Below are 23,665 nucleotides of genomic sequence, written 5' to 3'. Positions count from 1 at the left end.
GCGTGCCGAAAAGCGACGTGGTTCGGCCGGCGTCGCCGTCCGACGTCCGTCACGCGGTCGTCGCACCGACCGAACCCCTTTAGACGGCGAGGCCCGAGGTGTCGGGTCGTGAGCGAGGTGGAGGACTGGCGCGAGGCGCTCTCGACGGCCGGAGAGCTATCCGGACCGATCGTCGACGCCATCCTCTCGGCCCACGGCGACCGGGGGCGGCGCGCCATCGAGGCCGTCTCCGAGGAGCGTGTCAAGCAGTATCGCGACTTCACGGTCGTCGTCGGCCACGACGACGAGTACATGGTCGAGGACGGCGGCTGTACCTGCAAGGACGCGGCGTACAACCTCGATACGAGCGATCCGAGCCAGCGGTGCTGGCACGCCCTCGCCGTCGAGGTGGCCGAACGCGTCGGCGCCGTCGACCACCACGACATGTGGTACTCCGAGGTGCGGGAGTTCCTCTGACCCGCCCGGGGTTCGCTCCCGATCCCCGTCCCGGTGGCCGCGTGCGGTAGGAAGGATTTTCACGGGGCAGTGCCGACCACCGCCATGCTCGATTACGTCGACCTGGAAGCCGACCTCGATCAGGAGGAGCGCCTGATCCGTGACACCGCCCGCGAGTTCGTCGACGAGGAAGTCCGCCCGGACATCGGCGAGCACTTTCTGGAGGGGACCTTTCCGACCGACCTCATCCCCGAGATGGGGGAGATGGGATTCTACGGCTCGAACCTCGACGGCTACGGCCTGCCGAACGTGAGCGAGCGGGCCTACGGCCTCCTGATGCAGGAACTGGAGGCCGGCGACTCCGGTATCCGCTCGATGGCGAGCGTCCAGGGGGCGCTGGTGATGTACCCCATCCACGCCTTCGGGACCGAGGCACAGAAAGAGCGGTGGCTCCCCGACCTGGGGACCGGCGAGGCGGTGGGGTGTTTCGGCCTGACGGAGCCCGAGCACGGCTCCGACCCGTCGTCGATGGCGACGACGGCCGAGCGCGACGGCGACGGCTACCGGCTCTCGGGATCGAAGACGTGGATCACGAACGCGCCCATCGCCGACGTGGCGGTGGTGTGGGCGCGGGATCGGAGCGCCGAGGGGTCGCCGGTCCGGGGGTTCCTCGTGGAAACCGATCGCGACGGCGTGACGACGCCGGCGATCCACGAGAAGCTCTCCCTGCGGGCGTCGATCACCGGCGAGATCAGCCTCTCGAACGCGTGGGTGCCCGAGGAGGCCGTCCTCGACGTCGAGGGGATGAAGGGGCCGCTCTCCTGTCTCACGCAGGCGCGATTCGGCATCGCGTGGGGGGCGGTCGGCGCCGCTCGGAACTGTTTCGAGACGGCCCGTGAGTACGCCACGGACCGCGAACAGTTCGGCCGCCCGGTCGGTGGCTTCCAGTTACAACAGGAGAAGCTCGCGGAGATGGCGACGCAGATCACGACCGCCCAGTTGCTCGCTCACCGTCTCACGGACCTGAAAGCGCGGGGTGACCTCCGGCCCCAGCAGGTGTCGATGGCCAAGCGCAACAACGTCCGGATGGCCCGCGAGCAGTCCCGCGTCGCCCGGGAGATGCTCGGCGGCAACGGTATCACCGCCGACTACCCGCCGATGCGCCACCTCGCGAACATGGAGACGGTGTACACCTACGAGGGAACCCACGACATCCACTCGCTGATCCTCGGCGAGGACCTGACGGGGCTGTCGGCGTTCTCGTAGGGGTCGTGTGCCACCGGCGCACAGGTGGCGTAGCCACAAGAGTCTCGTGGGCGAACGCCCGAACGAGGTGACGAACCATGTCCCCCGCCACCTGTCACGGCCCCGACGGCGTCGACCTCTCCCGGGAGCAGGCGTGGGTGCTCCACGCCGCCTTGCTCGATCACGTCGAACGAACCGTCGACGCGGGTCGTTCGCCGGACCGAGCGGTCGCGATCCTGGAGCGCACCGAGACGTGCGAGCCCCTCGACCCCGCGGACCGGGCGCTCGTCCGTGACGCGCTCACGACCTACCTGACGGACGCGCCGGCACGCGACCGGAAGCCGGCGCGCGCGATTCTGACGGCGCTCGACGGTCAGGTCTCGTCGAGCCAGTAGTCCACGTCGTCGTCGCGGCGGTAGTAGCCGTCGACCGTCCGCGGATCGTCGCCGCCGGGTGCCGCCCCCGCGTAGACGCCGATCTTCTCGGAGTCGGGATAGACCGTCAGGTCCGGATCGTTCATCGTCGACAGCGCCAGATATCGCAAGGGGTCGTCGCCGTCGTTGACGACGCGGTGGGCCCCCTCGGCGCCGGTGGGGAAGGCCACGTAATCGCCGGCGTCGAGCGATTCGACGCCGTCGGCGGTGCGGAGCTGTCCCGCCCCGGCGAGGACGTAGATGGCCTCCTCGTTGCCGGTGTGGAAGTGGAAGGGCCAGGACTTCTTGCCCGGCGGGAGTTCGTAGAGCGAGCAGCCGAGTTCCTCGCCACCCGCCGCCGTCGCGAGTCGCTTCCGGCGAAAGGACGTCTCTTCGCGTTCGACCGCGTCCCAGTCGAGGTCGGCCTCGTTGACGCGCATGGCGGGGGTTCGACGGCCGGTGGCAAAGATGGTGGGGGTCGGGCTCTTCAGGACGGTCCATCTCGCCGACGCTTCGGCCCGCCGATCGTTGGGTCACCGGCCCCCGCCTCAGGCCGCGGTCACGCCGTCGTCGATCGCCTCCACCAGCAGTTCCGTCAGGTCGACGATCTCGAGGTCGTCCTCGAAGTCGCCGGTCTTGCGCCCGTCCTCGAACATGGTCGTACACATCGGACAGGCGACGACGAACTGTTCGACACCGCCGTCGGTGTCCTCGACGGCCTCGCGGAGACGCTCCTCGCTCGGCTTCATCTCCTCGTCGACTTCGGTCCAGACGCCGCCGCCGCCACCGCCACAACAGAAGGAGTCGGCCCGGTTGCGCGGCATCTCCGCGAGCGTGGCGCCGGTCGCCCGCACCAACTCGCGGGGTGCCTCGTAGACGTCGTTCATGCGGCCGAGGTGGCAGGGGTCGTGGTACGTGACGGTCGAGTCGAGGGTCGGCGAGAGGGGGAGGCGACCCTCGCGAACGAGGCGTTCGACCACCTCCGTGTAGTGAGAGACGGGGTAGTCGAAATCCTCGCTCATCTCGGGGTACTCGTGGGTGAAGGTGTTGTAGCTGTGCGGATCGGTACAGACGATTTCGTCGAACTCGGCGTCCGAAAAGGCGGCGGCGTTGTCCTCGACGAGCATCTCGTAGAGGCCCTCCTCGCCGACGCGGCGCACGTCGTTGCCGTCGTGGGCCTCGTCGTCGTAGAGGATGCCGTAGGAGACGTCCGCGGCCTCGAAGATGCGGGCGAGCGAGCGGGCGACCCGCTTGTTTCGGTCGTCGTAGGAGGGGTAGTCGCCGACGTACCAGAGCAGATCGACCGATTCCTCGCGGGCGTCGGGCACCTCGAAGTCCAGGTCGTCGGTCCAGTCGGGCCGTTTGCGGGCGGGGTCGCCGAAGACGTTGCCCTGTTGGAAGACGTTCATCATCGCGTCCTGGACGTGGCCGTCCATCTCCCCCGACTCGGTGAGTCGGCGATTCATGCCCGTGAACTGTCGGACGTGTTCGATGTCGACCGGGCAGGCGTCCATGCAGGCCATACAGGAGAGACAGGCGTTCATCGACTCGGCGGCGATCACGCTCTCGCCGCCGTCGGCGACGATGGGAACCTCCCCGCGTTCGCCGGCCGCCCGGTCCTCACGGTAGGCCTTCAGATCGAGGATGACGTCGCGTGGATCCAGATTGCGGCCGACCTCGTTGGCCGGACAGACCGAGGAACACCGCCCACAGGTGGTACAGGCGTCCTGATCGAGGAGTTCGCGCCAGGTGAAGTCGTCGACGGAGCCGGTCCCGATCTCCTCCGGACTGGCGTCGGCGGGGACCCCCGGAAGTCGCTTGCCCGCCTTCTCGTCCCGCGTCACCACGTTCGCCATCGAGGTGAGCATGTGAACGGGTTTGGCGTAGGGGAGCAGCGCGACGAAGCCCAGCGCGAGCAGGGAGTGGCTCCACCAGACGGCGGCGTAGGCCGCTTCGGCGGCCGCGGGGGAGACGCCGGCCGCCCGCCCGGCGAGCGCGAGTCCGTACCCGACGAAACTGACCGTCTCGAAGGCGGGGAATCCGGTTCCGAGGATGCGAAGCGCCTCCACCACGTAGCCGCCGACGCCGAGGGCAAAGAGGGTGAGAACGAAGGCGTCGTCCTCCAGGTCGGTGTGTTTCCCCCACAGCCGTGGGTCGCGGACCCCGTAGCGCCGCCAGCACGCCATCCCCACGCCGACGACGAACAGCAGGCCGAAGGCGTCCATCACCAGCGAGTACGACAGATAGAAGTCGCCGACGAAAAAGGAGGGCTGGCCCAGCAGTTTCGTCCAGACGTCCATGTCGATCGCGAGGATGGTCGTCCCGATGAGCAGCGTGAGAAACCCCCACACGATGAACGTGTGCATGACGCCGGCGTAGGTGTCGCGGTCGAACTGCGCCTCGTTGGTCAGGAGGAGGCGGGTCGCGCGGGCGATCCGGCCACCGAGGTCGTCGAGGCGGTCGATGGGGTCGGCCGTCGCCGCGGTGTAGGTGCGGATTCGTGCGTAGACGCCGTAACAGAAGACGAGGATGGCGACGGCCGCGAGGTAGTAGAAGGCGGCCTCGCCGACGGGTCCGATGGTCCAGAACGTCTCCCGCGTGACGGCGCCGGTCTGGAGGACGGGCATACGTAGTTGGCGGCAGAGAGGGGAATTAAAGATTGTCACGGCGCCCGGTCACGCGACCGCCCAGGCGAGCAAGGCCACCCCCACGACCGCCGCGGGCACGTCCCGCCACGTCGGGTCGAGGGCGGGCAGCGTCGGGTTCCAGGCGAAACACCGGGCCCGGAGGGCGAGCGCGAACCGGTCGGCGCGGCGGAACACGCGCCGGAGCCCCGTCACGCCGATCAGCCGGATCCGCTCGCGGAGCGAGCGCTCGCCGCCGAGGCGGGCGTCCATCGCCGCCCGGATCGTCGCGAGGTCGTCGCGGAGGACGGGCAGAAAGCGGAGGACGAAGCCGACGCCGGCGCCGAGGACGACGCCGGCCCGTCCCGGCAGGAGCCACTGGAGGGCGACCCGCGACTCGCGGACCCGGGTCGTGCGGATGTACGCCGTCGAGACGAGAAGCAGGAGGAGCACCCGGTAGCTCGCCAGCGCCGGCGTGACGGCGTCGCCGGGGACGAACCACGGCGCGCCGAGGGTCGCCCCTTCGACCAGCGGCCCGGCGACGAGGAAGGGGAGGAACGCGCGATAGGTGCGCAGGCTGGCGAGGACGGGCGTCGCCGCCAGCCAGCAGACGCCGCCGACGAACGTGGTCAGCGCGGCGAGCCCCCGGGGCGTCGTGTGTGCGAAGGCCGCGACGGCGACGCTCGCCTGGACGAACAGTTTGGTCCGCGGATCGAGGCGGTGGACGGGAGTGTCGCCCGCCACGTACCGGAGGCTCATGGGGGGCGGACGCCGAGGTCGCGCAGGGTGTCGGGAGCGGGATCGGCGGCGTCGAGCGCGACCGCCCCGTCGGCGAGGGCGACGATCCGGTGTGCCAGCGCCGCCACGTCCCGCAGGTCGTGGGTGACGACCACGACGCTCACGCCGTCGTCGCGCAACGCCTCCAGACGCGCCAGCACTGACCGGCGGGCCGCCCAGTCCAGGCCGGTGAAGGGTTCGTCGAGGACGAGGTGGTCGGGGTCCATCGCCAGCGCGCCGGCGATGGCGACGCGTTCGCGCTCACCCCCGGAGAGTTCGTCGATGCGTTCCGCCCGACGCCCCGCCATCCGGACGGCGTCGAGGGCGTCGGTCACCCGGCGGTCGATCACCTCGCGGTCCAGCCCGAGGTTCTCGGGGCCGAACGCCACGTCGGCACCGACGGTGGCGGCGACGAAGCCGTCGCGTGGGTTCTGGAACACCATGCCGACGCTCGACCGGGCGGCGACCGGGTCCTCGTCGATCGGCGTGCCGTTCACCCGGACGGTGCCGCTGTCGGGAGTGAACAGGCCGTTGAACCCGCGAACCAGCGTGGTCTTCCCCGAGCCGTTGGGGCCGGCGAGGACGAGGAACTCGCCGTCGTCGACGGTGAGCGAGACGCCGTCGACGGCGGGGACGCCGGTCCCGTCGTCCCGGTCGTCGCCGCCGTAGCGGTAGGTGTAGTCCTCGACGGTGATCGTCATCGGGCGATCAAGCCGTCGCTGCGGACGATGGCGACCGTCGCGGCGACCTTCAGCCCCGCCACGGGCAGGAAGGGGACGACGACCGCCGAGACGGCGGCGACGAGGCCGATGGCCTGCACGAGGGCGTAGCCGACCGCCCCGGCGGCGTAGACGACGGCCGTGCCGGCGATCAGTGCGGCGAGGAGCCGTGGCACGGGGATGTCGCCGGGGGCGTCGAGGCCGTCGACGCCGTGGGCGACGGCACCGGTGGTCATCGCGGCGAGGGGAAAGCCGATCAGGAAGCCGCCGGTGGGCCCGAGAATGACGCCGAGGCCGGCGTTGCCGCCGGCGAAGACCGGTAGGCCGATCACGCCGGCGAGCAAGTAGAGCGTGAACGCGACGCCCGCCCACAGGGGACCGAGGACGATTCCCGCGAGATACACCCACAGCGTCTGGAGCGTGATCGGAACGTTCGGCGCGAGCGGATGGACCATATCCACCGGCGCCGTCGCACTCGTCGCCGCCGCGAACAGCACCGCGCGGGCGACGTTGCCGGTCACCTCCTCGCCGACCAGTTCGACCGAGTCCGTCGTGGTTGCCATACCGCCACGACTCGCGTAAACCACTTAGTACCTGATGGTTGACGAGAGATGTGGCGGGCGGGGCGCCGGTGGGTTTTTGTCGCCGAGTGGACTTTCTGAAGCATGGACGACAAGACCGCGGAGCTACGGGACATCTTCCTCGACGCGACGGGCGAGGAGACGGTCACGGAGCGACAGGCCGAGGGCCGCGGTTCGCTCGTCGACGCCGCCGACCCGGAGCGGGTCGACACGCGCTTGCGCGACCTCGTCGCGACCATGCGTGACCGCTACGAGTTCGAGACGGACCTCGATCCCGACGCGTACGTCCGCCTCGTGTACGGGTTCCACGACGGCGAGGACGACGCGACGCTCGCCGAGGCGCTGGGCGTCGACGCCGAGACGGTTCTCGGGGCCCGTCTCGACTGCCACCTCGTGCGCGAGGCCGACCACGACGACGGGTCGATCCGGGAGCGCGCCCTCGCCGCCGACCGCGAGGCCACCCGCGCCAACGACCGCTTTCGGGACGCGTTCGCGGAACTCCTGACGGATGCGGACCTCGGCGACCGCCTCGCGAGCGACTCCCGGGAGGACGGACTGCGGGAGGCGACCGAGGACATCGAAACCGACGTGTCCTTCTGACCGCCGTCCTTGCGAAGACTCTTAGGCGATCCGGAACCAGGGAGTGTCAATGGCGCAGTCGTCGCAAAACCAGGAGCTGATCGATCGGTTCGTTCGCTTCTATCGAAACTACTATCGCGACGAGATCAGTCGCCTCGCACAGCGCTACCCGAACGAGCAGCGGTCCCTCCACGTCGACTACGACGACCTCTACCAGTTCGATCAGGACCTCGCCGACGACTTCCTCTCACAGCCCGACCAGATCGGCGAGTTCGCGGAGGAGGCCCTGCGCGTGTACGACCTGCCCGCGGACGTGTCGCTCGGGCAGGCCCACGTCCGCCTGCGGAACCTCCCCGATACGGTCGACATCCGCTCGATCCGTGTCCACGACAACCACGTCGGTCGCCTGATCGCCGTCTCCGGGATCATCCGCAAGGCGACCGACGTGCGCCCGAAGATCACCGAGGCCGCCTTCGAGTGCCAGCGCTGTGGCACGATGACCTACATCCCTCAGACCGACGGCGGGTTCCAGGAACCCCACGAGTGTCAGGGCTGTGAGCGACAGGGGCCCTTCCGGGTCAACTACGACCAGTCCGAGTTCGTCGACTCGCAGAAACTCCGGGTCCAGGAGAGCCCCGAAGGGTTGCGCGGCGGCGAAACGCCCCAGAGCATCGACATCGACATCGAGGACGACATCACCGGCGAGGTGACCGCCGGCGACCACGTCACCGTCACCGGCGTCCTCCACATCGACCAGGTGACCGAGGGCAACGAGAAGTCCCAACTGTTCGACCTCTACATGGACGGGCTGAGCGTCCAGATCGAGGACGAACAGTTCGAGGAGATGGAGATCAGCGAGGCGGACAAGACCGACATCGTCGAACTGTCGAACCACCCCGACATCTACGAGGAGATGGTCGCCTCCGTCGCGCCCTCCATCTACGGCTACGACGAGGAGAAACTCGCCATGATCCTCCAGTTGTTCTCGGGTGTGACGAAGCATCTGCCGGACGGCTCGCGGATTCGGGGGGATCTGCATATGCTGTTGATCGGGGATCCCGGTACTGGAAAATGTTTGAAAGGTGATACGAAAGTGGCGATCGAGGACGGGCGCGAGGTGCCGATTCGCGACCTCGTAGAACGCCACCTCGACGACCCGACAGCCGTGGACGACGGCGTCTACGACGAGACGGACATCGATCTGGTCTCGGTCACGGAGGACGGAACGGTTACGACACGGCAAGCGACGAAGGTGTGGAAACGGGAGGCCCCCGAGCGGATGTATCGGATTCGGACCGCGAGCGGTCGGGAAATCGAGGCGACGCCGTCGCATCCGCTGTTCGTTTCCGAAGACGGCCATCTGACCCCCGTCGAAGCGACACACCTCAGCGTCGGTGACGCGGTGGCTCGCCTCCCGGAGAGTACCGAACGGAGTCAGATCGCATCCGACGGCGGGACGGTGACGGTCGAATCGGCGAGCAACGGCCGTTTGAACGATGTCGTGTGGGACCGCATCGAATCCATCGACACCGTCGAACCGGACGACGACTGGGTGTACGACCTCGAAGTCGCCGGCATACACACGTACCTCGCCAACGGCGTCGTCTCGCACAACTCGCAGTTGCTGTCCTACATCCGCAACATCGCGCCCCGATCCGTCTACACGTCGGGGAAGGGATCCAGTTCGGCCGGCCTCTGTGTCACGGGTGAAACGCTCGTTCACACGGAGGAGGGATTCGAGCCGATCCGTGACCTCGCCGAACCACATCATCCCGATCCGGTCGACATGGCGACCAGTGCGCCGGCCGACCACGATATCTATACGTTCGATCGAACGGACGGCGAACTGGTCCAGCGGTCCAGTTCGCACGTCTGGCGGATGCCAGAGAAGCCGTGTCGACGCATCGAGACAGCCCACGGGAAGAAACTCGAAACGTCGGCGAACACGACCGTTCTCGTCTGTGGCGATAACGGTATCGAATGGCGCGAGATGCACGCTATCGAGGCCGGCGACTTTGTCGCTGTACCGAACTACGACGACATCGAGCGGACAAGCCCGACGCCACGCACGTTTTTCGAGTTTACCGAAGAGAAGTTGAAACCGACCGACCAGTCCGTCGACTTCCTTCGACGTCGCCTCCGCGAGGAGTTCGGGACGCTCAGAGATGCCGCGTCCGAACTCGGCCTATCCGAGGATTTCATTTACGACTCGCTGTCGAACCGGCATCTCCCACTTTCACGTCTCGACCGAATTCTCGACGGGATCGGCGCCGACCGTTCGGACATCGATGTCGCACGGGCGATGCTCGGCCACGGCAACAGCGTCGAGATTCCCGACGCGTTCGACGCAGATCTCATGTATCTCGTCGGTCTCGTGTTCGGCGACGGCGACATCATGGTGTCCCGTCGGGGTGGGAATCGCGGCCACGTCCGAGTCTCCAACGCGGACGAGGAACTGCTGCGGAGGGCTGCCCGCATCGTCGAAGAGAAGTTCGACAAGTCGATCGACATCGAATACCAAGATGAGCGTGTGCCGTGTGTCCGGATCCACAGCGCGACGCTCGCGCGGTTCTTCCGCAATCTCGGGATGGAATCGCCGAAAGACGACCTCTCGCTCGATTCGCGGCTGACGACCGCCGACCACTCGGACGCGTTCTTACGCGGGCTGTTCGACGCCGACGGATCGGTGTGCGCCCGCGACGATGGCGGCTCCAGCGTCCAGTTCTCGACCATCAGCGACGATCTCGGCCGACAGGTACAGTTGATGCTAGATACGTACGGCGTTCGTTCGCGTCGACGCGAACGCGATCGGCGTGGGACGTACGAGCTGGAGAGCGGCTACGAGATCGAATCGAAAGCGATCCAGACGCACCTGGCCATCTACGGCCGCCACGTCGACGACTTCGCCGATCGAATCGGCTTCGAATCATCGTCGAAGACGGCGGCGCTCGAACGGATCGTCGGCGACGCGAGACGCCGGGGCGAACGCATCCCGGTCGGGGGGGCACTGGCAGCCGCAACGGGGCCCGCTGGAGCCTACTATCAGAACATACACCGCGGCGACAATCCCGAACGAAAACGTGCTCGCGCAATGCTCGAAGACCGGGATCTCGGCCCCGTCGAGCCGATCATCAGCGAGGCAGTCGACGCAGATCTAGTGTGGGACGAGGTCGTCGCCGCTGTCGACACCGGCGAGAAAGAACTTTTCGATCTCACGGTTCCCGAGACGAACAACTTCGTCGGCAACGGAATCGTAACCCACAACACTGCCGCCGCCGTCCGCGACGACTTCGGCGAGGGCCAACAGTGGAGTCTGGAAGCCGGGGCGCTCGTGTTGGCCGATCAGGGGATCGCTGCAGTCGACGAACTCGACAAGATGCGGTGTGTAACCGGCGACACGCTCGTCCATCTCGCCGATGGCACGGTCCAGCGTATCGAGGAACTCACACGCGACGCCGCTGCCACGGGAACGATCGAGGAACTCGACAACGGCCGGACCATCAGGGACGTCGACGTCGACGCGTGGACGATGACCGACGACGGCCGGATCGTCTCCCGCCCCGTGACGGCTATCCACGAGTACGAGGCACCGGAACAGCTCACCGAGGTGCGTCTGGAGACGGGCGAACGACTCACCTCGACGGCGGACCACCCATTCTTCGTCTTCGAGGACGGAGAACGGGTCGAACGGGCGGCCAGTGATCTATCGTCCGGAGACTGGGTGTACGTGCCGCGGGAGAGGCCACAACCGGCGACGGACGGCGGTACCGTCGATTCATTAGGGAAGTATCGATCCGAGGCGTACGATGAACGGACTACCGAAGACGTGGCGTTACGTCAGGTCGTGTCAGTAACGTCTACCAACGGCGGCCCGTACGTGTACGACCTGACCGTCGAGGGCACCCACAACTTCGTCGCCAACGGGATGGTGGTACATAATTCCGAGGATCGATCTGCAATGCATCAAGCATTGGAACAGCAAGAAATTAGCATAAGTAAGGCCGGAATAAACGCCACCCTCAAATCCCGGTGTTCCCTCCTCGGGGCGGCCAACCCGAAGTACGGTCGGTTCGACCAGTACGAACCCATCGGCGAACAGATCGACCTCGAACCCGCGCTGATCTCGCGGTTCGACCTGATCTTCACGGTCACCGACCAGCCCGATCCGGAGGAGGACGCTGCCCTGGCCGAACACATCCTGCGGACGAACTACGCGGGGGAGTTGAACACCCAGCGAACGAAGGTGGCCAACGCCAACCACAGCCAGGCGGAGGTCGAGGAGGTGACGGACACCGTGGAACCGGCCATCGACCCCGAACTGCTGCGGAAGTACATCGCCTACGCCAAGCGCTCCTGTTTCCCGACGATGAGCGACGAGGCGAAGGCGGCCATCCGCGATTTCTACGTCGACCTCCGCGCGAAGGGGGCCGACGAGGACGCGCCCGTGCCCGTCACCGCCCGGAAACTCGAAGCGCTGGTCCGTCTCGCGGAGGCCAGCGCCCGGGTGCGCCTCTCCGATACCGTCGAACACGAGGACGCCGAACGCGTCATCGACATCGTCCGCTCCTGTCTGCAGGACATCGGTGTCGACCCCGAGACGGGCGAGTTCGACGCCGACGTGATCGAGACGGGGACCTCCAAGAGCCAGCGCGACCGCATCAAGAGCATCAAGGACGTGATCGAGACGGTCGACGCCGAGTACGAGGGCGAGGCCGGCGCGCCGATCGACGCCATCGTCGAGCGCGCCCAGGCCGAGGGTATCGAGGAGGAGAAAGTGATGGACCAGATCGAGGGACTGCGACGGAAAGGCGACGTGTACAGTCCGACGACGGATCAGTACAAGGTGGTGTAGGTCGGCCGTTCTGACGCACGAACTGGCGCGAGCGGCAGCTCACCTCGACACCATCGACGAGGTCTCCGGACGTATGTGTGGAAATTGGGTCGGGGCGACTAACGTGGCGTGCGGCGGTTTTGGGACGTCTCGGTGGTTGTGAGGTGTTTCATAATCGGTATCGCTCCCCGCAAGGCGGCTGTGTCACGAGCCATTGCGGGCGTGTCTGATGGAGCTGTGGACCGCAGGGATGCGAACGCTTGCGTGGCGAGGCTGGCCGATCAAGCGCGCAACGCGGTCACGAACAGGGAGTCTCGATGTGGCCGCGCCTGCTGTCTGGTGAGCGCACGGCAGGGGGAACACGCGTCACGCTGGACGATGGATCGTTCATACACGGTTGCCGTCTGCCGATTCGGTTGAGTATGAAGACCGCACCGTGCCCACACAGAGCGGCGTCCAGACGACACCCACCGCGGCCCACACGACGCGTGGGTACGGCCGTGCCCACGGCGGTCGTCTCATCACTCTGCTCGCCATTCCCCGAAGAACGCTGGCGAGACGTCGAGACGCGGCCGATTCAGCAGCGCACCTCCCGCGCCACTTCAGGAACCTCTCTCGTCCGAACGCCGCGCACAGCGACCGCGCGACAGCCGGAGTTGCGACTGGTCCCACCAGCCACCACCCACTCCCGGTCGCCACCCACGTCCTACCGGTGCGTCACCCCGATGATGGACTCCACGAGACCCACCGAACTCGGCGCTCGCCCACGGACAGCCCGTCGCCCACCCCGTTTCGCAGTTACACACGCTCCGGGGACACCGCAGTATGGGAGACCCACCCAGCCATCGCACGGCCCGGATATGGGCAGCCGGCAACGAGTGCCGGCTGCCCACAGGGAGCCGACGCCAACGCATGACACGACAGAAAGCAGGCGATCCGGATCGACGCATGGGCATTTACAGCGGTTCAAGGAGAAAGCCCACGGCTTCAGCCCTGTCTCTTACCCATAAGTCTCAGGAGTGCAGTTCGTATCCCTCCGCCCAGGTCTGAAGTTTCTTGAGGCCTTTCCACATCGTCTCCCAACCGGGCGGTGGATCGGAATTTCGGTCAAGGTAGCCGCCGATCTTCGCAACTGCAATTGCGTACGCTTGAGCCTCGTTGTCGGTCAATTCTGGAAATTTCGTTTCCAGAATTGACCGTTCAGTCTCGCTCAGAAGGACATCAGGTGAGTAGTATGTCTCTCCCCGAGCAAGTTCCCGCAACTCCAGCACCTTCCACGCAATCACCGAGTAGACACTCAACAAGACCTCCATACGTTCCCACGTTTCTAGCCGACGTTCCTCGATTCGGCATCCAGTTTTCAGCACCCTGTGCCAGTCTTCGATCGTCCATCGGGCGCGATAGGACTCTACCACACTCAGCGAGTCATTGAACGTAGCGACCGATTCAGTGGTGAGTAACACCCACTGAATCGGGTCATCTTGTTCTCCAAGTTCGTCGATTCGTACGACGTTTACCTCGACTGGCTCGGTGTGAGTTGGATCGTTCTTTGGAGGGAGTAACTCACACGAGCCGGCTTTGACGATGAGCTCAGCCTCTCTAGCTTCTCTTCCACTTCCTTGTTCGATCTCGATAGACGTGCGACCTTGTTCGGGGAGGTCTTCACTCCAGTCAATCAGACGCCCGTCCGTTCCGGACGGCGTCTGAATACAGCGGTTCTGATTTGCACGGATGACGAATCCAGCGTCTAGCTCGTCTGTAACTTCGCGGTAGAACGCAAATGCATCGGCTCCTCGGTCGTGGATGAATATCGGTCGAATCTCCTCGGCAAGCCAGTCGCTGGCTTGCCTGTCCCCTCGAATCCATTTTTCTGTTCGCTTTCTAATTCGATCGGCTCACCCTTCCCATTCGCGTCGTGTTTGGTGCTGGCCTGTTGGTCCTCGATCAGCGACTGCTGATCGATGACCCCAGTCATACGATGTGTCTGTGGATCGACTCCGATCGTCGAGTGAACCTTGACACCTTCGAGATCCGTGGTGGAGTTGCCGATGTCACCGAGTCCTTCCTTTGACGGATGTCTCGGAAACACAAGCTCGGTCGTGTCAGAGATAACTAGAAGCTCCTCCGTATCACGGACGCGTGAGCGTTGTTCTCGCTTGTGCGCATCAAGAATCTCGTTCGGATCCACACGCTCGTTATCACAAAATCGGTACGTAGCCTTTGTGGAGGCCCAGTCCTCGCAGGCGTTAGGGATCGACTCGGCAGGTGCCCTGCCGAGCCGATCTCCGACCTGCATCAATCGGTCAGTGAGCCGTTCGTCACCAAACTCAGCAGACTTGAACTCCTTGCGAACTGTGCCAGAGACGTCCGTTTGACACAGTTCAGCCTCTTCTACATCAGCTCGCCGGCTTCGTGAACCGCTCTGCATCTTGGCCACAGGTTCCACGAACTACGGCGATAGGATTTGTGGGTAAGAGACAGGGCTTCAGCCGTGGGATGAATCCGACAACAGCCGAAACAACTACCACGGTTCGTATCGTCGGTTGTGCTACCGAGTCTTGGGTAAGGATATGCACGCCAGCGCGGCGGTAGATGAAGCCCGCTATCCGAGTCGGGGGCCGGACTGGCACGGCCCACAACCCCACCGAACGACGCGAGTGGGGAACCTCTCCGTCGTGGGCACGGTCTGTGACCGTGGAACCCCACGACTTCAGTCGTGGGAGGATGTCAGAAACGACTCAGCGACGTTCCGCCCGGTGATCGCTTCGCCACCTACGCCGAGCGGTACGATGGATGGGACGTCTGGGCAGACTTCCGCGCGAGTCGGTCGAACGAGTTCGACTCACAGGGGTACGAACGGACGTTCACGAAGACCGCGCGGTCGTGGAAGGCACACCTGCGCGAGCGCGGACGGCATCACGCGCTGGCGCAGCCAGCGGACGTCGAGACGTGGTGTGCGGCCCTTGCCGCATCGCGGACGAGACGAACGGTCTACTCCCAGTACTGGGTGCGCCTTGAGGAGTTCTACACGTGGCTGCGATTCCACGCGGACCATCCGCATCGGTATCAGCCGGTGTTGATGGCGGCGGCGACAACGGACACGGCCGGTCGAATCTGGGAGACGAAGCTGGGACGGCTTGACACGACAGGCGGCGGTGAGACGGATGCGTGACACGGCGTGCGACGTGGCGATGAGTGACGACCACGAAGCCATCGCCGAGGCGTTCGATCGGACGGCGGATCCGCTTGCGGCGCATGCGCCGACGTTCGACGACCTCGACGTGGATCCCTTCGCACTGTTTTTCGACGAGGTGGCCGCTCCGCGAAACCTGACGGCAAAAACACAGCGTGAGTACCGGCATGTCATCGACCAGTGGACGACCCACATGCGCCGGGCGGGTCGCCATCCGGCCTGTCCGCACGAAACACACGTGCGGTGCTTCGTTCAGCACTGTCGTGAGGATCGGGATAATCAACCCGATACGATCCGATCGAAACTGCATCGCCTTGACGCGATCTACCACTTCTGGCAGCGCGATCCCGCCTTTCCCCATCCACGGACGTACGACCCATTCGACATCGTTCTCTCGAAGCTCGATCTGACACGGCCACCACAGAAGGACCCGCCACATCTCTCGGTCGCAGACCTCGCTGACTATGTGGCGGCGCTATCGCACATCCGTGATCGCGCCGTCGTCATGACGCAACTCAAACTCGGGGTGCGAGCGGGCGAACTGTGCAACCTCCGGCTCTCGGATATCGCGATCGATCACCCGGAACTCAAGGCCGGCTATCCTGCGTTGGGATCACATCCACTGCTTGATGGTCGACCCAACGCCGTATGTATCCCCTCACGGTACGAGCGGTCGGGGAACAAATCGGGGCGGCCACGCGTCTTACCGCTCGACGACGAGCTGCGCGCGACGCTGGTCAGCCTTCTGTTCACACGGCCTGACACGGGCGCTGAGGAGGTGTTCTACACAACATCCACACACAATCCTCTGGGTACCGAGGACGTACGGCGCATCTGGGCGGAGCATTTCCAAGACGACTATCCCGAGACTGAGACGCACCGCGCGGTGACGAGCCACTTCGGGCGGCATCGATTCACGACGCACTGGCTGGTCACGAAGAACTGGAACCGCGAGTTGGTCAAGTACATGCGTGGCGACCGGATCGAAGGCGTCGAGATGAGCCGCGAGACGATCGACAGCTACGTGCATACGTACTACGAGGACATCGTGGATGCGTACCGAACCGGGATTTACGACTTCGGTCTTGCCGGGGTCTCAGAGAATCGGTAGGTAGACACCTCCGTGCCACGCGTCCGGGGGGCCAAGTTGGATTTGCGGCCTACGCCCGCGAGCGGTCCCGCCAAAACGTTCGAGATACTCAGCGAATATCATCCGGAACGGTCCGATCAACAGGCAGTCACACCATACAAATCCCTGTTTCAAGAATCGTGCCGAAGACACCCTCTATGCAGGTGCGTACTTTCTGCAAAGACCTGTCTAGGCCTCACTGACTGTGCTGAATACAGGGTGCATATCGATCACCTGGTCGTCGATTTGACTACCTTGCCAGTCCGATGGCCTCGTCACTCACCGTTCGTCCTCAGCAGTAGGGCGACGCCAGTGACCGATACTGACACCCCGAAGAGAATGAGACCAAGGTACCCCAACGCTATCGAATCAATATCTTGAATGGCCGAGTGGTACTGATTGGTGGTGTGCAAGAACAGCAGTGACATCCTCCTCGCCGTAAACGGCGAGGCTTCCCGTGCCGCAGGTGGGATATTTGCTGGTCTACGACACGACCTGTTCTCTCGTGTGAAACGTCCCGCTCTCGCGGTCGAACAGGTATGTCGATGGCTGTGCCACACAGCCGTTACTCCTATCCTCACCGTGAGGACTCGGAGTTATCTTCTGACGCATATTCTCCGCCCCGTTACAATCCGCGTTGGCTACCAACTCACACGACGAGCAGACGTACAAGCCACGCTCGACACGGTTCGATTTCGTGTCGTCTCCACAGCGTGAACACGTTTTCGAGGTGTTCCACTCGTTCTCTTTCAGTACCTCAACACCCCGCATCTCGCCTTTGTATTCGAGGTACTGGTAGATGCGGTCGAATGCCCACGAGTGTAACTTCTTGTTGCCGGTTTTACCCCAGTCTGACGCTCGCACGTCTTCAGGCCAACTCACCGCGAGCGTACCGACACCGCGTTCGACACACTCCGTGATGATGGCGTCCGTCAGCGTGTGGTAGAAGTGTGTCTCAAGTTCGGAGAGTTTCCGACGCGCCCACATCGACTTCTCTGACGGGCCGTTCTCTCCCTCGGTGTCGTACTCAGCTCTGGTGAAGTAGTGTTTGTCTTCTTTGAGCGAGTTGCCGGGGTACAGGACGTATTCGTCCGGGAACGCGACCGTGGAAATATTTGTAATTCCGAGGTCGATCCCCGCAACACCGTCGTCTGCTGTGTCAGCAGATTCGAGCTCGACGTTACAGACGAAGTGGATTTCCCATTCGTCACCGTTCCAGACGGTACGAACATTCTGGACGCTGTTGACTTCCGAGAGATCAACATCAGGTCGAGTCTGGTACTCACAGAGCAGGAAATCCGAGAAGTGTTCTTTCAGATTCGAGCCCTTCGAGAGCCGGACCCGGTTGTTCTCAGGGTCGTGTTTGAACCCGTCTTCTTTGAACGTCACCGTACTCTTGGGTCGGTTGTCGCCGTGTTTGCGGTAGCCGGGGGGATTCGCCTCTTTGGAGTTGTGTCGCAGATCGAACCATGACTGGAAAGCGTCAGAAAGTTCTTCGATGACTTTCTGACTGGATTGTGCGTTCAAATCTTTCCAGCACGACTGGTTTTTCATATACGATTTCAGCACACTCCCGTTTGGGATCTCGCCGGTTGCGTCCCAGATACGGTCGGCTGTCCATCGTGCGACGTTCCAGATTTTCGAGGCGGAGTCTCCGAGCGAATCAAGACCATCACAGACCTGTTGGTGGTTCTGGATGGACCCAACGTAGGTACGTGTGGCCTTAATCGCCATACATAGACTATGTAGACAAACTAACTTAATGGTGTGGATGTGCGTGGAATATCCAACCTGCCGTCCGTGATGGATTGGGTCAGCGTTGTCGGATTCACTCTCGGCGTAAACGCCGGGATTCTCTCCTCGTAGAAAGATAGGCCGACTCAATATCCGCCGCAGGCCGCCACTACAAGCAGGTCAATTCGAAGGGTTATGATCTTTTGCATTTCACATATTTGAATGACATCAACAGCTACGAGAATATCTGTAGTGACTGATCTGCCTCCTCAGATGACTAAATCTTGGACGACAACGAGCGTTCTCTGTCGGGACGCGGGAAGTGACCAAGGCGGCAACTGGCTACGTCGGCCAACGGTTCACCGTCGATAATCTCTCGGACGACGTTGACGTGTCCTGGCGCACGGTCCAGCGGGCGCTCAAGGAGTTAGCCGAACTCGGCCACCTGGACCGGCGCGACGATGGTACAAAGCGGGAACTCGTGCTGGGTTGAGGACGGCCTGTCTCCAGGGACCGCCGACCTCTCCGACATGGCGGTCCACGGTGTGGGTGGTGGCGAGGACCGCGAAGGTTTGCTTGACAGTCCTCGGTAATTGAGCCTCAGTTCTCAAATTCAGGATGGCCTTCGAGACGGAACGGATAGCCATCTCCGAACACCTCCCGAACAATGTTACTTCGAACTGATAGATCTCGCACTTCTCCGATATCAATATCCTCCATGTCAAGCAGCATGGCGACCATCAACTGGTTGGCGGTGAAGGGGTAACGCCCCTGGTCATCTTTCACCGGGCGGTCGTTCTCCACAGCGTACTTCACGTTCGACGCCATCCACATCGCGTTGTAGATGAACGCCATGCTGGCGATAAATTCTCGCTGGCTCCGGAGTTCGCTTGCCGACTTCGCGGTAAAATCGTGTTTCATCAGTCGATAGGATGTCTCCACTGCCCAACGCTGCCGATATCGCCGCCCGATCTCCAACCCGCCGAACTGCTTGGGATTGAGGTTGGTGTAGTAGATCTCCCAATTCCCCTGGTCCTCGGTTCCGGTGTCAGCCCTGGAGATACGTTTCTCCGACGGCATCGTGATGAGCCACGACTCGGCCTCGCTTTCCGGGACTTCCTCACCGATGCGAACGTCGTATCCCGCTGCATTGTAGTCCAAGTCGTTGTAAATCGCCCCTTGCTTGAGTTCCCTCACGATAGAGGGCATACGCCCTCGCAGACGGGAAATGAAGTCGAGACTGTGATTTTCGAGACACTCGTGCATTCCGCGACCGTAGAATCCCCCGTCCATACAGACGACATCGGGATCAACGTACTGATCGGCGTAGGTGAGCAGTTCGTCTATCTGGTGCTCGATGTTCCCGCGGCGCTGGATGCTCTTCGCGGCCAGCGTCACGGGTATCTCGACGTTGGCGAGGCTCACGGACGCGATCTGGAACGCGTAGGCGCTTCCCGCCTTCTCATTCACACCCTCGACGCCGATGGGCTGGTCTTCGTGCGGAATCTCATCCCGGTCGAGCGGCTCCCCGTTCTTGTTTTTCTGGTTCGAGTGCCGACCGTACCACATGATATTCGTGAGGTCCACGGCGATATCGGTCGTCTCGGGCAGGTAGCCGTACTCGTCGATTACGGTAATGATTGACTCCAAGGCGGCGAGGTACATCTTCCGCAGTTTGAGCATGTCATACTCGCGGAGCTGGTTCCAGAGCGCTTTGAATCCGGGCACGTCTCGGTAGTAAAAGTACGGGAGAAACCGGAGTGGTTCCTCGGCGTCGTTGGGGTGGATGTTGCATAGCCCGGCGATCTCCATCAGCTTGAACAACTGCCACTTGGGGTACGTGACCCGTGACTCGTCCCGGTCAAGCTGGAAATACTGGTACGCTCTCTTCCGCATCTCGCGCGAGATGAGCACGAGCGGCGGCTCTCCGCGCCCGTCGGCTGAGGATTCCGGCAGCGTGACGACCTCGTCGTTGTCCTCCAGTTCCTCTAGGACCTCCCGAACCTCGGTACGTACCTCACCGCCAAGTTGTTTCTCGACTTCCTCGCTGATGCGCTCGATGGTATTTTCCGTGACGGTGTCGTTCAGGCCGAGATGTTCCGCAACGCCGTCCTTCAACTCCTCTTCGATGGCGTAGTCCTTCGAGGCGGTGAGGGACCGGTAGAGATAGAGCCGTGCGGCGTCCTCCCTGTCGAGTTTGTACCAGTTCTTCTCCAGCTTCCAGAACGGGAGGGTGTCGGTGACGAGGTCAAGCTCGCCAACGGCTTCGGCTGGATCGAAGCCCTGGTTCAGGTAGGCCTGAAGTTGCTCCGAGATGGATGCCATCGGCCACCTCTTTGCGTGTAGCAGCTCGAAACCAAGCATCAGGAGTGCCTTCGAGTTATCAGGGAACTCTGCCGCCAGCTCGGGATTCGACGAAAAGTCGAGATCGATAGATCCAAACTCCTGTGGAGGATTCGGCACGCTTCCGGGACGTTACTGCTGTATAGGTTATAAATTAGCAGGTGTCACCTATCATCCATCTTGACTTCATCCTCCGCACCGTAGTACTGCGACGGGCTCCGGTATTGGGCTTCTTCCCGGTCGTTGCTGGCATCGTACTCGTCGGCACAACCTATTCAGTCAATGAGCAGTAATAGAGTTCTACGTCGGTTTGATAGATTCGGTTGCTTCCTGTTCCTGAGTACGTACAACCTCCTCGAACTCACGCATGAACTCATCGACGGTGTTTCCCATGATGACGACAGGCTCGCCCTCTGCAAGAAGATCGGTCAGCACAGTCTCGGCGTCGCTTCCTTTGTCGTGTCGGATGACCGGCAGCTCGGTATTCTCAGCGAACGCACGCGTATTGGCCCCACCAACGTGGGCTTCATTGACGTGGCCTTGATCGTGGAGGAGGTCAACGTACTCTGCGAACGAGGCGGTTCGACCGCGCCGGTCTCGCCGGAGATAGACGAACGGCAGTATCTGTTCATCTTCCGAAACGAGTGCCTGACGGACCATTTCCGTACTCTCGACGTCGTTCACTTGTGCTGCGTTGAACACACGACCGTCAGGAAGTCGGGTCCACTCCGGCTGGATCGCATCTAAAAACGCTTCGAGTTCACCGTCGGGCAGAGGCGATTCGCCGAGAAACGACAGGACCGCGTCAATCGCGTGCGCAGTCTCTGCCCCGATCATCCCCTCGTGTCGTTCTGGAATCTCGACCTGTTCGATGGTACCGCCCCGCCGTTCGATCTCCTCTCGCATATACTCGTGGAGAACAGGGTGTTGTTCCCCACTAATAACGTGTGTCCCGGCGGAGACCGACCGTGCGAATGATCGGGCGATATTGGTCCGCGTCTTGCCAAGCGTGTCGTTGTGATCCTGGCGGACGTTGGTGAGAATGACGATGTCCGGATCGATGAGTTGTTGATTAATGAGCCGGGTGGTGTACTCGGTGATGCCCTGGTTTTCGAAGATGCCGATATCCTCGGCGGCATAGGCATCGAGTTCCGGAGCGAACTCCCCGATGACGCTGATGTTCTCGTACAGCGTCGTCCGAGGCCCGCGTCGGTCGATGGGGTGAACCTCGCCGTTGTGGATGAGTGTCGGGTGGTTCCCGGTGATCTTTGTCAGCGTATCGTAGCCCCGGCGATTGAACACGTCGTCGAGGCGGCGGGTCGTCGATGTCTTGCCACGGCTCCCCGCCACGGCGATGCGAGTGTCCAGGCGTCGGAGTGCCTTGCGGTGACGGAACCCTCGTGTTAACTCTTTAATGATACCGGTCAGGCTCGGCTTTCCGACCTCGATAGATCGTGGTCCGTCCCGCCACTCGTATTCGGCACCGACCATGAACATGGGGAGGGCACCCGCGGCCCGCTCTAGGAACCGATCCAACGCATGCCTGGCATCGCTCTCGGTAGGGAACCGGTCTGCGCTGTTGGCGAGGGTGCGCTCGGGTATCTGTAATTGCCACACCCAATTGTTCCGATCTTGTGGAAGCTCGCCGGACGGCGTCGGGTCCTCTCTGACAATCGTTCGCGGGTCGCTGATATCCTCGCTTTCGAACGCCTCGTCATCACCAGTGAGCGAAGCAACTGCTCCTCGAACTCGGTCTACAGCCTGTCGGGCCTCGCGTGATGTATCGTAGTGATGGCCGCCGGTCGCTACCACGCGTTCCTGAGTCCGAAGTCGCCACGACCAGCCGAACCCTCGCCCGTATATCTCGTATGCATTCGTACTCATGAGTTACCCCCTGAAAGAACGGATGCCGACAGGACCTCGGACTCGTCAGGCTTGTCAACCGCATACCAGCGCCCGATACCCAAGCCGACCAACACGACGAACACGCCTATCAGTATCACTGGAAGCGTGAGTTCCTTTGGGATTCCCTTCGGTTCCGGTGTAGCGAACAGTCGCGCCACGAGCAACGCTGGAACGAATACGACTGCCTGGAGAGGTAGTACCAGACGCCGATCAAACGAGCCTGTCACGTGAGCGTTATATGCTGTGATGCCCGCGAGGAAGGCAATAAAAAACGCAGACAGCCCACGACTAATCGGGAGCGAGAGCGTGAGTGGCACTGCCACGAGAAGTGCAAACGCGGTGGTGGTCCCGAGCAGTACCCGGCCATACCGCAGTGTTGCGGAGTTCATCGCCTGAACGAAGCCGAATGCAAGAACCAATAAAACCAGATACATGGCGATCAGCCAGACGTTCGTGAGTGCGTAGACTGCCAACAGGACAGCCGTAATGACGCCCACCCGGACGCCGAATCTCCCCCGGATACGCTCAGATAACAGAAGACCGAGAACAAATAGGCCAGCCACGATTTCCCTCGGAATGACGACTGTTCCTGTTGAAATATCAACGACTGCATTATTAAACAACGCAACGTCGGCGGTTTCTGCGAACAACACCGGTGGCGTTACCGTCCCGAATCGGGCAGCTATCCCCGGCGTGACCAGTGCCCAACCGATGATGACCAGTCCTGTAAACAGTCCTATCGTTGCGAGCAAATCGTTCCGGCGAAACTCCGGCTTGATGCTGTGGAAGTTGTAGGCCGCGAGACCGGGGAGAATACTGCCGATAAACACGATGAGATCTGCATCAAACCCGACCTGAATCAGCCCAAGAAGCGTTACCAACGGGACTGACGTTCCGATGACCAACGCGGCGACAAATTGGTCTCGACCGTAGATCAGAGTTCGCTCTCGAAGATACCAGAGGCCGATGTACGCTGCGATAGTACTGAGGACGAACACCGGCACCATCAGGACGTTCTTGAGGGTGTACACTGCGAGTACCGGGACGGTGATCGTTCCACCGAGTCGGTAGCCAGTAAACTGTGTCGTCACTGCTACGCCAAGTAACCCTACGACGGCCAACAACGTAGCAACCCACATTAAAAAAGAAACGAGACT

The 23,665-nt window shown here is 62.8% G+C and carries 17 protein-coding genes and 1 pseudogene; 8 read left to right on the top strand and 10 right to left on the bottom strand.

Features of this window, described 5'->3' with window-relative positions:
* The first annotated feature begins 108 nt into the window (after positions 1–108).
* The 3 genes from NBT82_RS13950 to NBT82_RS13940 all read left to right on the top strand — a co-directional run bounded on the left by NBT82_RS13950 (position 109) and on the right by NBT82_RS13940 (position 2,075).
* Positions 109–456 (top strand): hypothetical protein, encoded by a 348-nt coding sequence (locus tag NBT82_RS13950; protein WP_251328718.1) that lies wholly within the window; start codon positions 109–111, stop codon positions 454–456.
* Positions 457–540: 84 nt separating this feature from the next.
* Entirely contained in the window at positions 541–1,701 is a 1,161-nt protein-coding gene (locus NBT82_RS13945; RefSeq protein ID WP_251328717.1) for an acyl-CoA dehydrogenase family protein, read from the top strand.
* A gap of 77 nt (positions 1,702–1,778) precedes the next feature.
* Positions 1,779–2,075, top strand: coding sequence for a DUF7853 family protein (locus NBT82_RS13940; protein ID WP_251328716.1), 297 nt, complete (start codon positions 1,779–1,781; stop codon positions 2,073–2,075).
* Here NBT82_RS13940 and NBT82_RS13935 read toward each other — a convergent pair.
* The 5 genes from NBT82_RS13935 to NBT82_RS13915 form a co-directional block, all read right to left on the bottom strand.
* Positions 2,054–2,533: a cupin domain-containing protein gene (locus NBT82_RS13935; protein ID WP_251328715.1), complete on the bottom strand. Its 480-nt coding sequence runs from the start codon at positions 2,531–2,533 to the stop codon at positions 2,054–2,056. The genes NBT82_RS13940 and NBT82_RS13935 overlap by 22 nt on opposite strands.
* A 108-nt stretch (positions 2,534–2,641) precedes the next feature.
* Complete coding sequence (locus NBT82_RS13930; RefSeq protein WP_251328714.1) at positions 2,642–4,720, bottom strand: (Fe-S)-binding protein; 2,079 nt, start codon at positions 4,718–4,720, stop codon at positions 2,642–2,644.
* 48 nt (positions 4,721–4,768) lie between these two features.
* A complete protein-coding gene (locus tag NBT82_RS13925) occupies positions 4,769–5,476 on the bottom strand; it encodes an energy-coupling factor transporter transmembrane component T family protein (protein WP_251328713.1) in 708 nt (235 codons plus the stop codon).
* Entirely contained in the window at positions 5,473–6,195 is a 723-nt protein-coding gene (locus tag NBT82_RS13920) for an energy-coupling factor ABC transporter ATP-binding protein (protein WP_251328712.1), read from the bottom strand. Before NBT82_RS13920 ends, NBT82_RS13925 begins: the two co-directional genes overlap by 4 nt.
* Positions 6,192–6,776 (bottom strand): biotin transporter BioY, encoded by a 585-nt coding sequence (locus tag NBT82_RS13915; protein ID WP_251328711.1) that lies wholly within the window; start codon positions 6,774–6,776, stop codon positions 6,192–6,194. The genes NBT82_RS13920 and NBT82_RS13915 overlap by 4 nt, the downstream gene beginning before the upstream one ends.
* 102 nt (positions 6,777–6,878) lie before the next feature.
* Between NBT82_RS13915 and NBT82_RS13910 the strand changes: the two genes are divergently transcribed.
* Positions 6,879–7,394 carry a conditioned medium-induced protein 4 gene (locus tag NBT82_RS13910; protein ID WP_251328710.1) on the top strand — a complete coding sequence of 172 codons (516 nt, stop codon included), beginning with the start codon at positions 6,879–6,881 and terminating at the stop codon, positions 7,392–7,394.
* 49 nt (positions 7,395–7,443) lie between these two features.
* On the top strand, positions 7,444–12,225 hold the full coding sequence (locus NBT82_RS13905; RefSeq protein ID WP_251328709.1) for an LAGLIDADG family homing endonuclease: 4,782 nt from the start codon (positions 7,444–7,446) through the stop codon (positions 12,223–12,225).
* A 992-nt stretch (positions 12,226–13,217) separates the two neighbouring features.
* Here the strand turns inward: NBT82_RS13905 and NBT82_RS13900 are convergent.
* Positions 13,218–14,632 (bottom strand): annotated as a pseudogene (locus NBT82_RS13900) (IS4 family transposase).
* 288 nt (positions 14,633–14,920) lie between these two features.
* On the opposite strand from NBT82_RS13900, the gene NBT82_RS13895 reads away from it, so the two are divergent.
* Entirely contained in the window at positions 14,921–15,376 is a 456-nt protein-coding gene (locus NBT82_RS13895; protein WP_251328708.1) for a hypothetical protein, read from the top strand.
* A 19-nt stretch (positions 15,377–15,395) separates the two neighbouring features.
* The gene (locus NBT82_RS13890) at positions 15,396–16,508 is read left to right on the top strand and encodes a tyrosine-type recombinase/integrase (RefSeq protein WP_251328707.1); all 1,113 of its coding nucleotides are present in this window, start codon (positions 15,396–15,398) and stop codon (positions 16,506–16,508) included.
* Between the two features lie 501 nt (positions 16,509–17,009).
* Here NBT82_RS13890 and NBT82_RS13885 read toward each other — a convergent pair.
* Positions 17,010–18,260, bottom strand: a complete 1,251-nt coding sequence (locus tag NBT82_RS13885; RefSeq protein ID WP_251328706.1) for an RNA-guided endonuclease InsQ/TnpB family protein — start codon at positions 18,258–18,260, stop codon at positions 17,010–17,012.
* A 322-nt stretch (positions 18,261–18,582) separates the two neighbouring features.
* Between NBT82_RS13885 and NBT82_RS13880 the strand changes: the two genes are divergently transcribed.
* Positions 18,583–18,753 (top strand): GntR family transcriptional regulator, encoded by a 171-nt coding sequence (locus NBT82_RS13880; RefSeq protein ID WP_251328705.1) that lies wholly within the window; start codon positions 18,583–18,585, stop codon positions 18,751–18,753.
* Positions 18,754–18,860: 107 nt separating this feature from the next.
* Here the strand turns inward: NBT82_RS13880 and NBT82_RS13875 are convergent, their stop codons facing one another.
* From NBT82_RS13875 to NBT82_RS13865, 3 genes are all read right to left on the bottom strand, one after another.
* Positions 18,861–20,723: a transposase gene (locus tag NBT82_RS13875; RefSeq protein ID WP_251328704.1), complete on the bottom strand. Its 1,863-nt coding sequence runs from the start codon at positions 20,721–20,723 to the stop codon at positions 18,861–18,863.
* A gap of 180 nt (positions 20,724–20,903) precedes the next feature.
* Positions 20,904–22,487, bottom strand: coding sequence for a Mur ligase family protein (locus NBT82_RS13870; RefSeq protein ID WP_251328703.1), 1,584 nt, complete (start codon positions 22,485–22,487; stop codon positions 20,904–20,906).
* The gene (locus tag NBT82_RS13865) at positions 22,484–23,647 is read right to left on the bottom strand and encodes a poly-gamma-glutamate biosynthesis protein PgsC/CapC (RefSeq protein ID WP_251328702.1); all 1,164 of its coding nucleotides are present in this window, start codon (positions 23,645–23,647) and stop codon (positions 22,484–22,486) included. Before NBT82_RS13865 ends, NBT82_RS13870 begins: the two co-directional genes overlap by 4 nt.
* Positions 23,648–23,665: the final 18 nt, after the last annotated feature.

Source organism: Haloplanus sp. HW8-1 (genome assembly GCF_023703795.1).
Taxonomy (GTDB): Archaea; Halobacteriota; Halobacteria; order Halobacteriales; family Haloferacaceae; genus Haloplanus; species Haloplanus pelagicus.
Note: the sequence above shows the minus strand (reverse complement) of the source record. Positions and strands in the feature narration are given on the sequence as shown.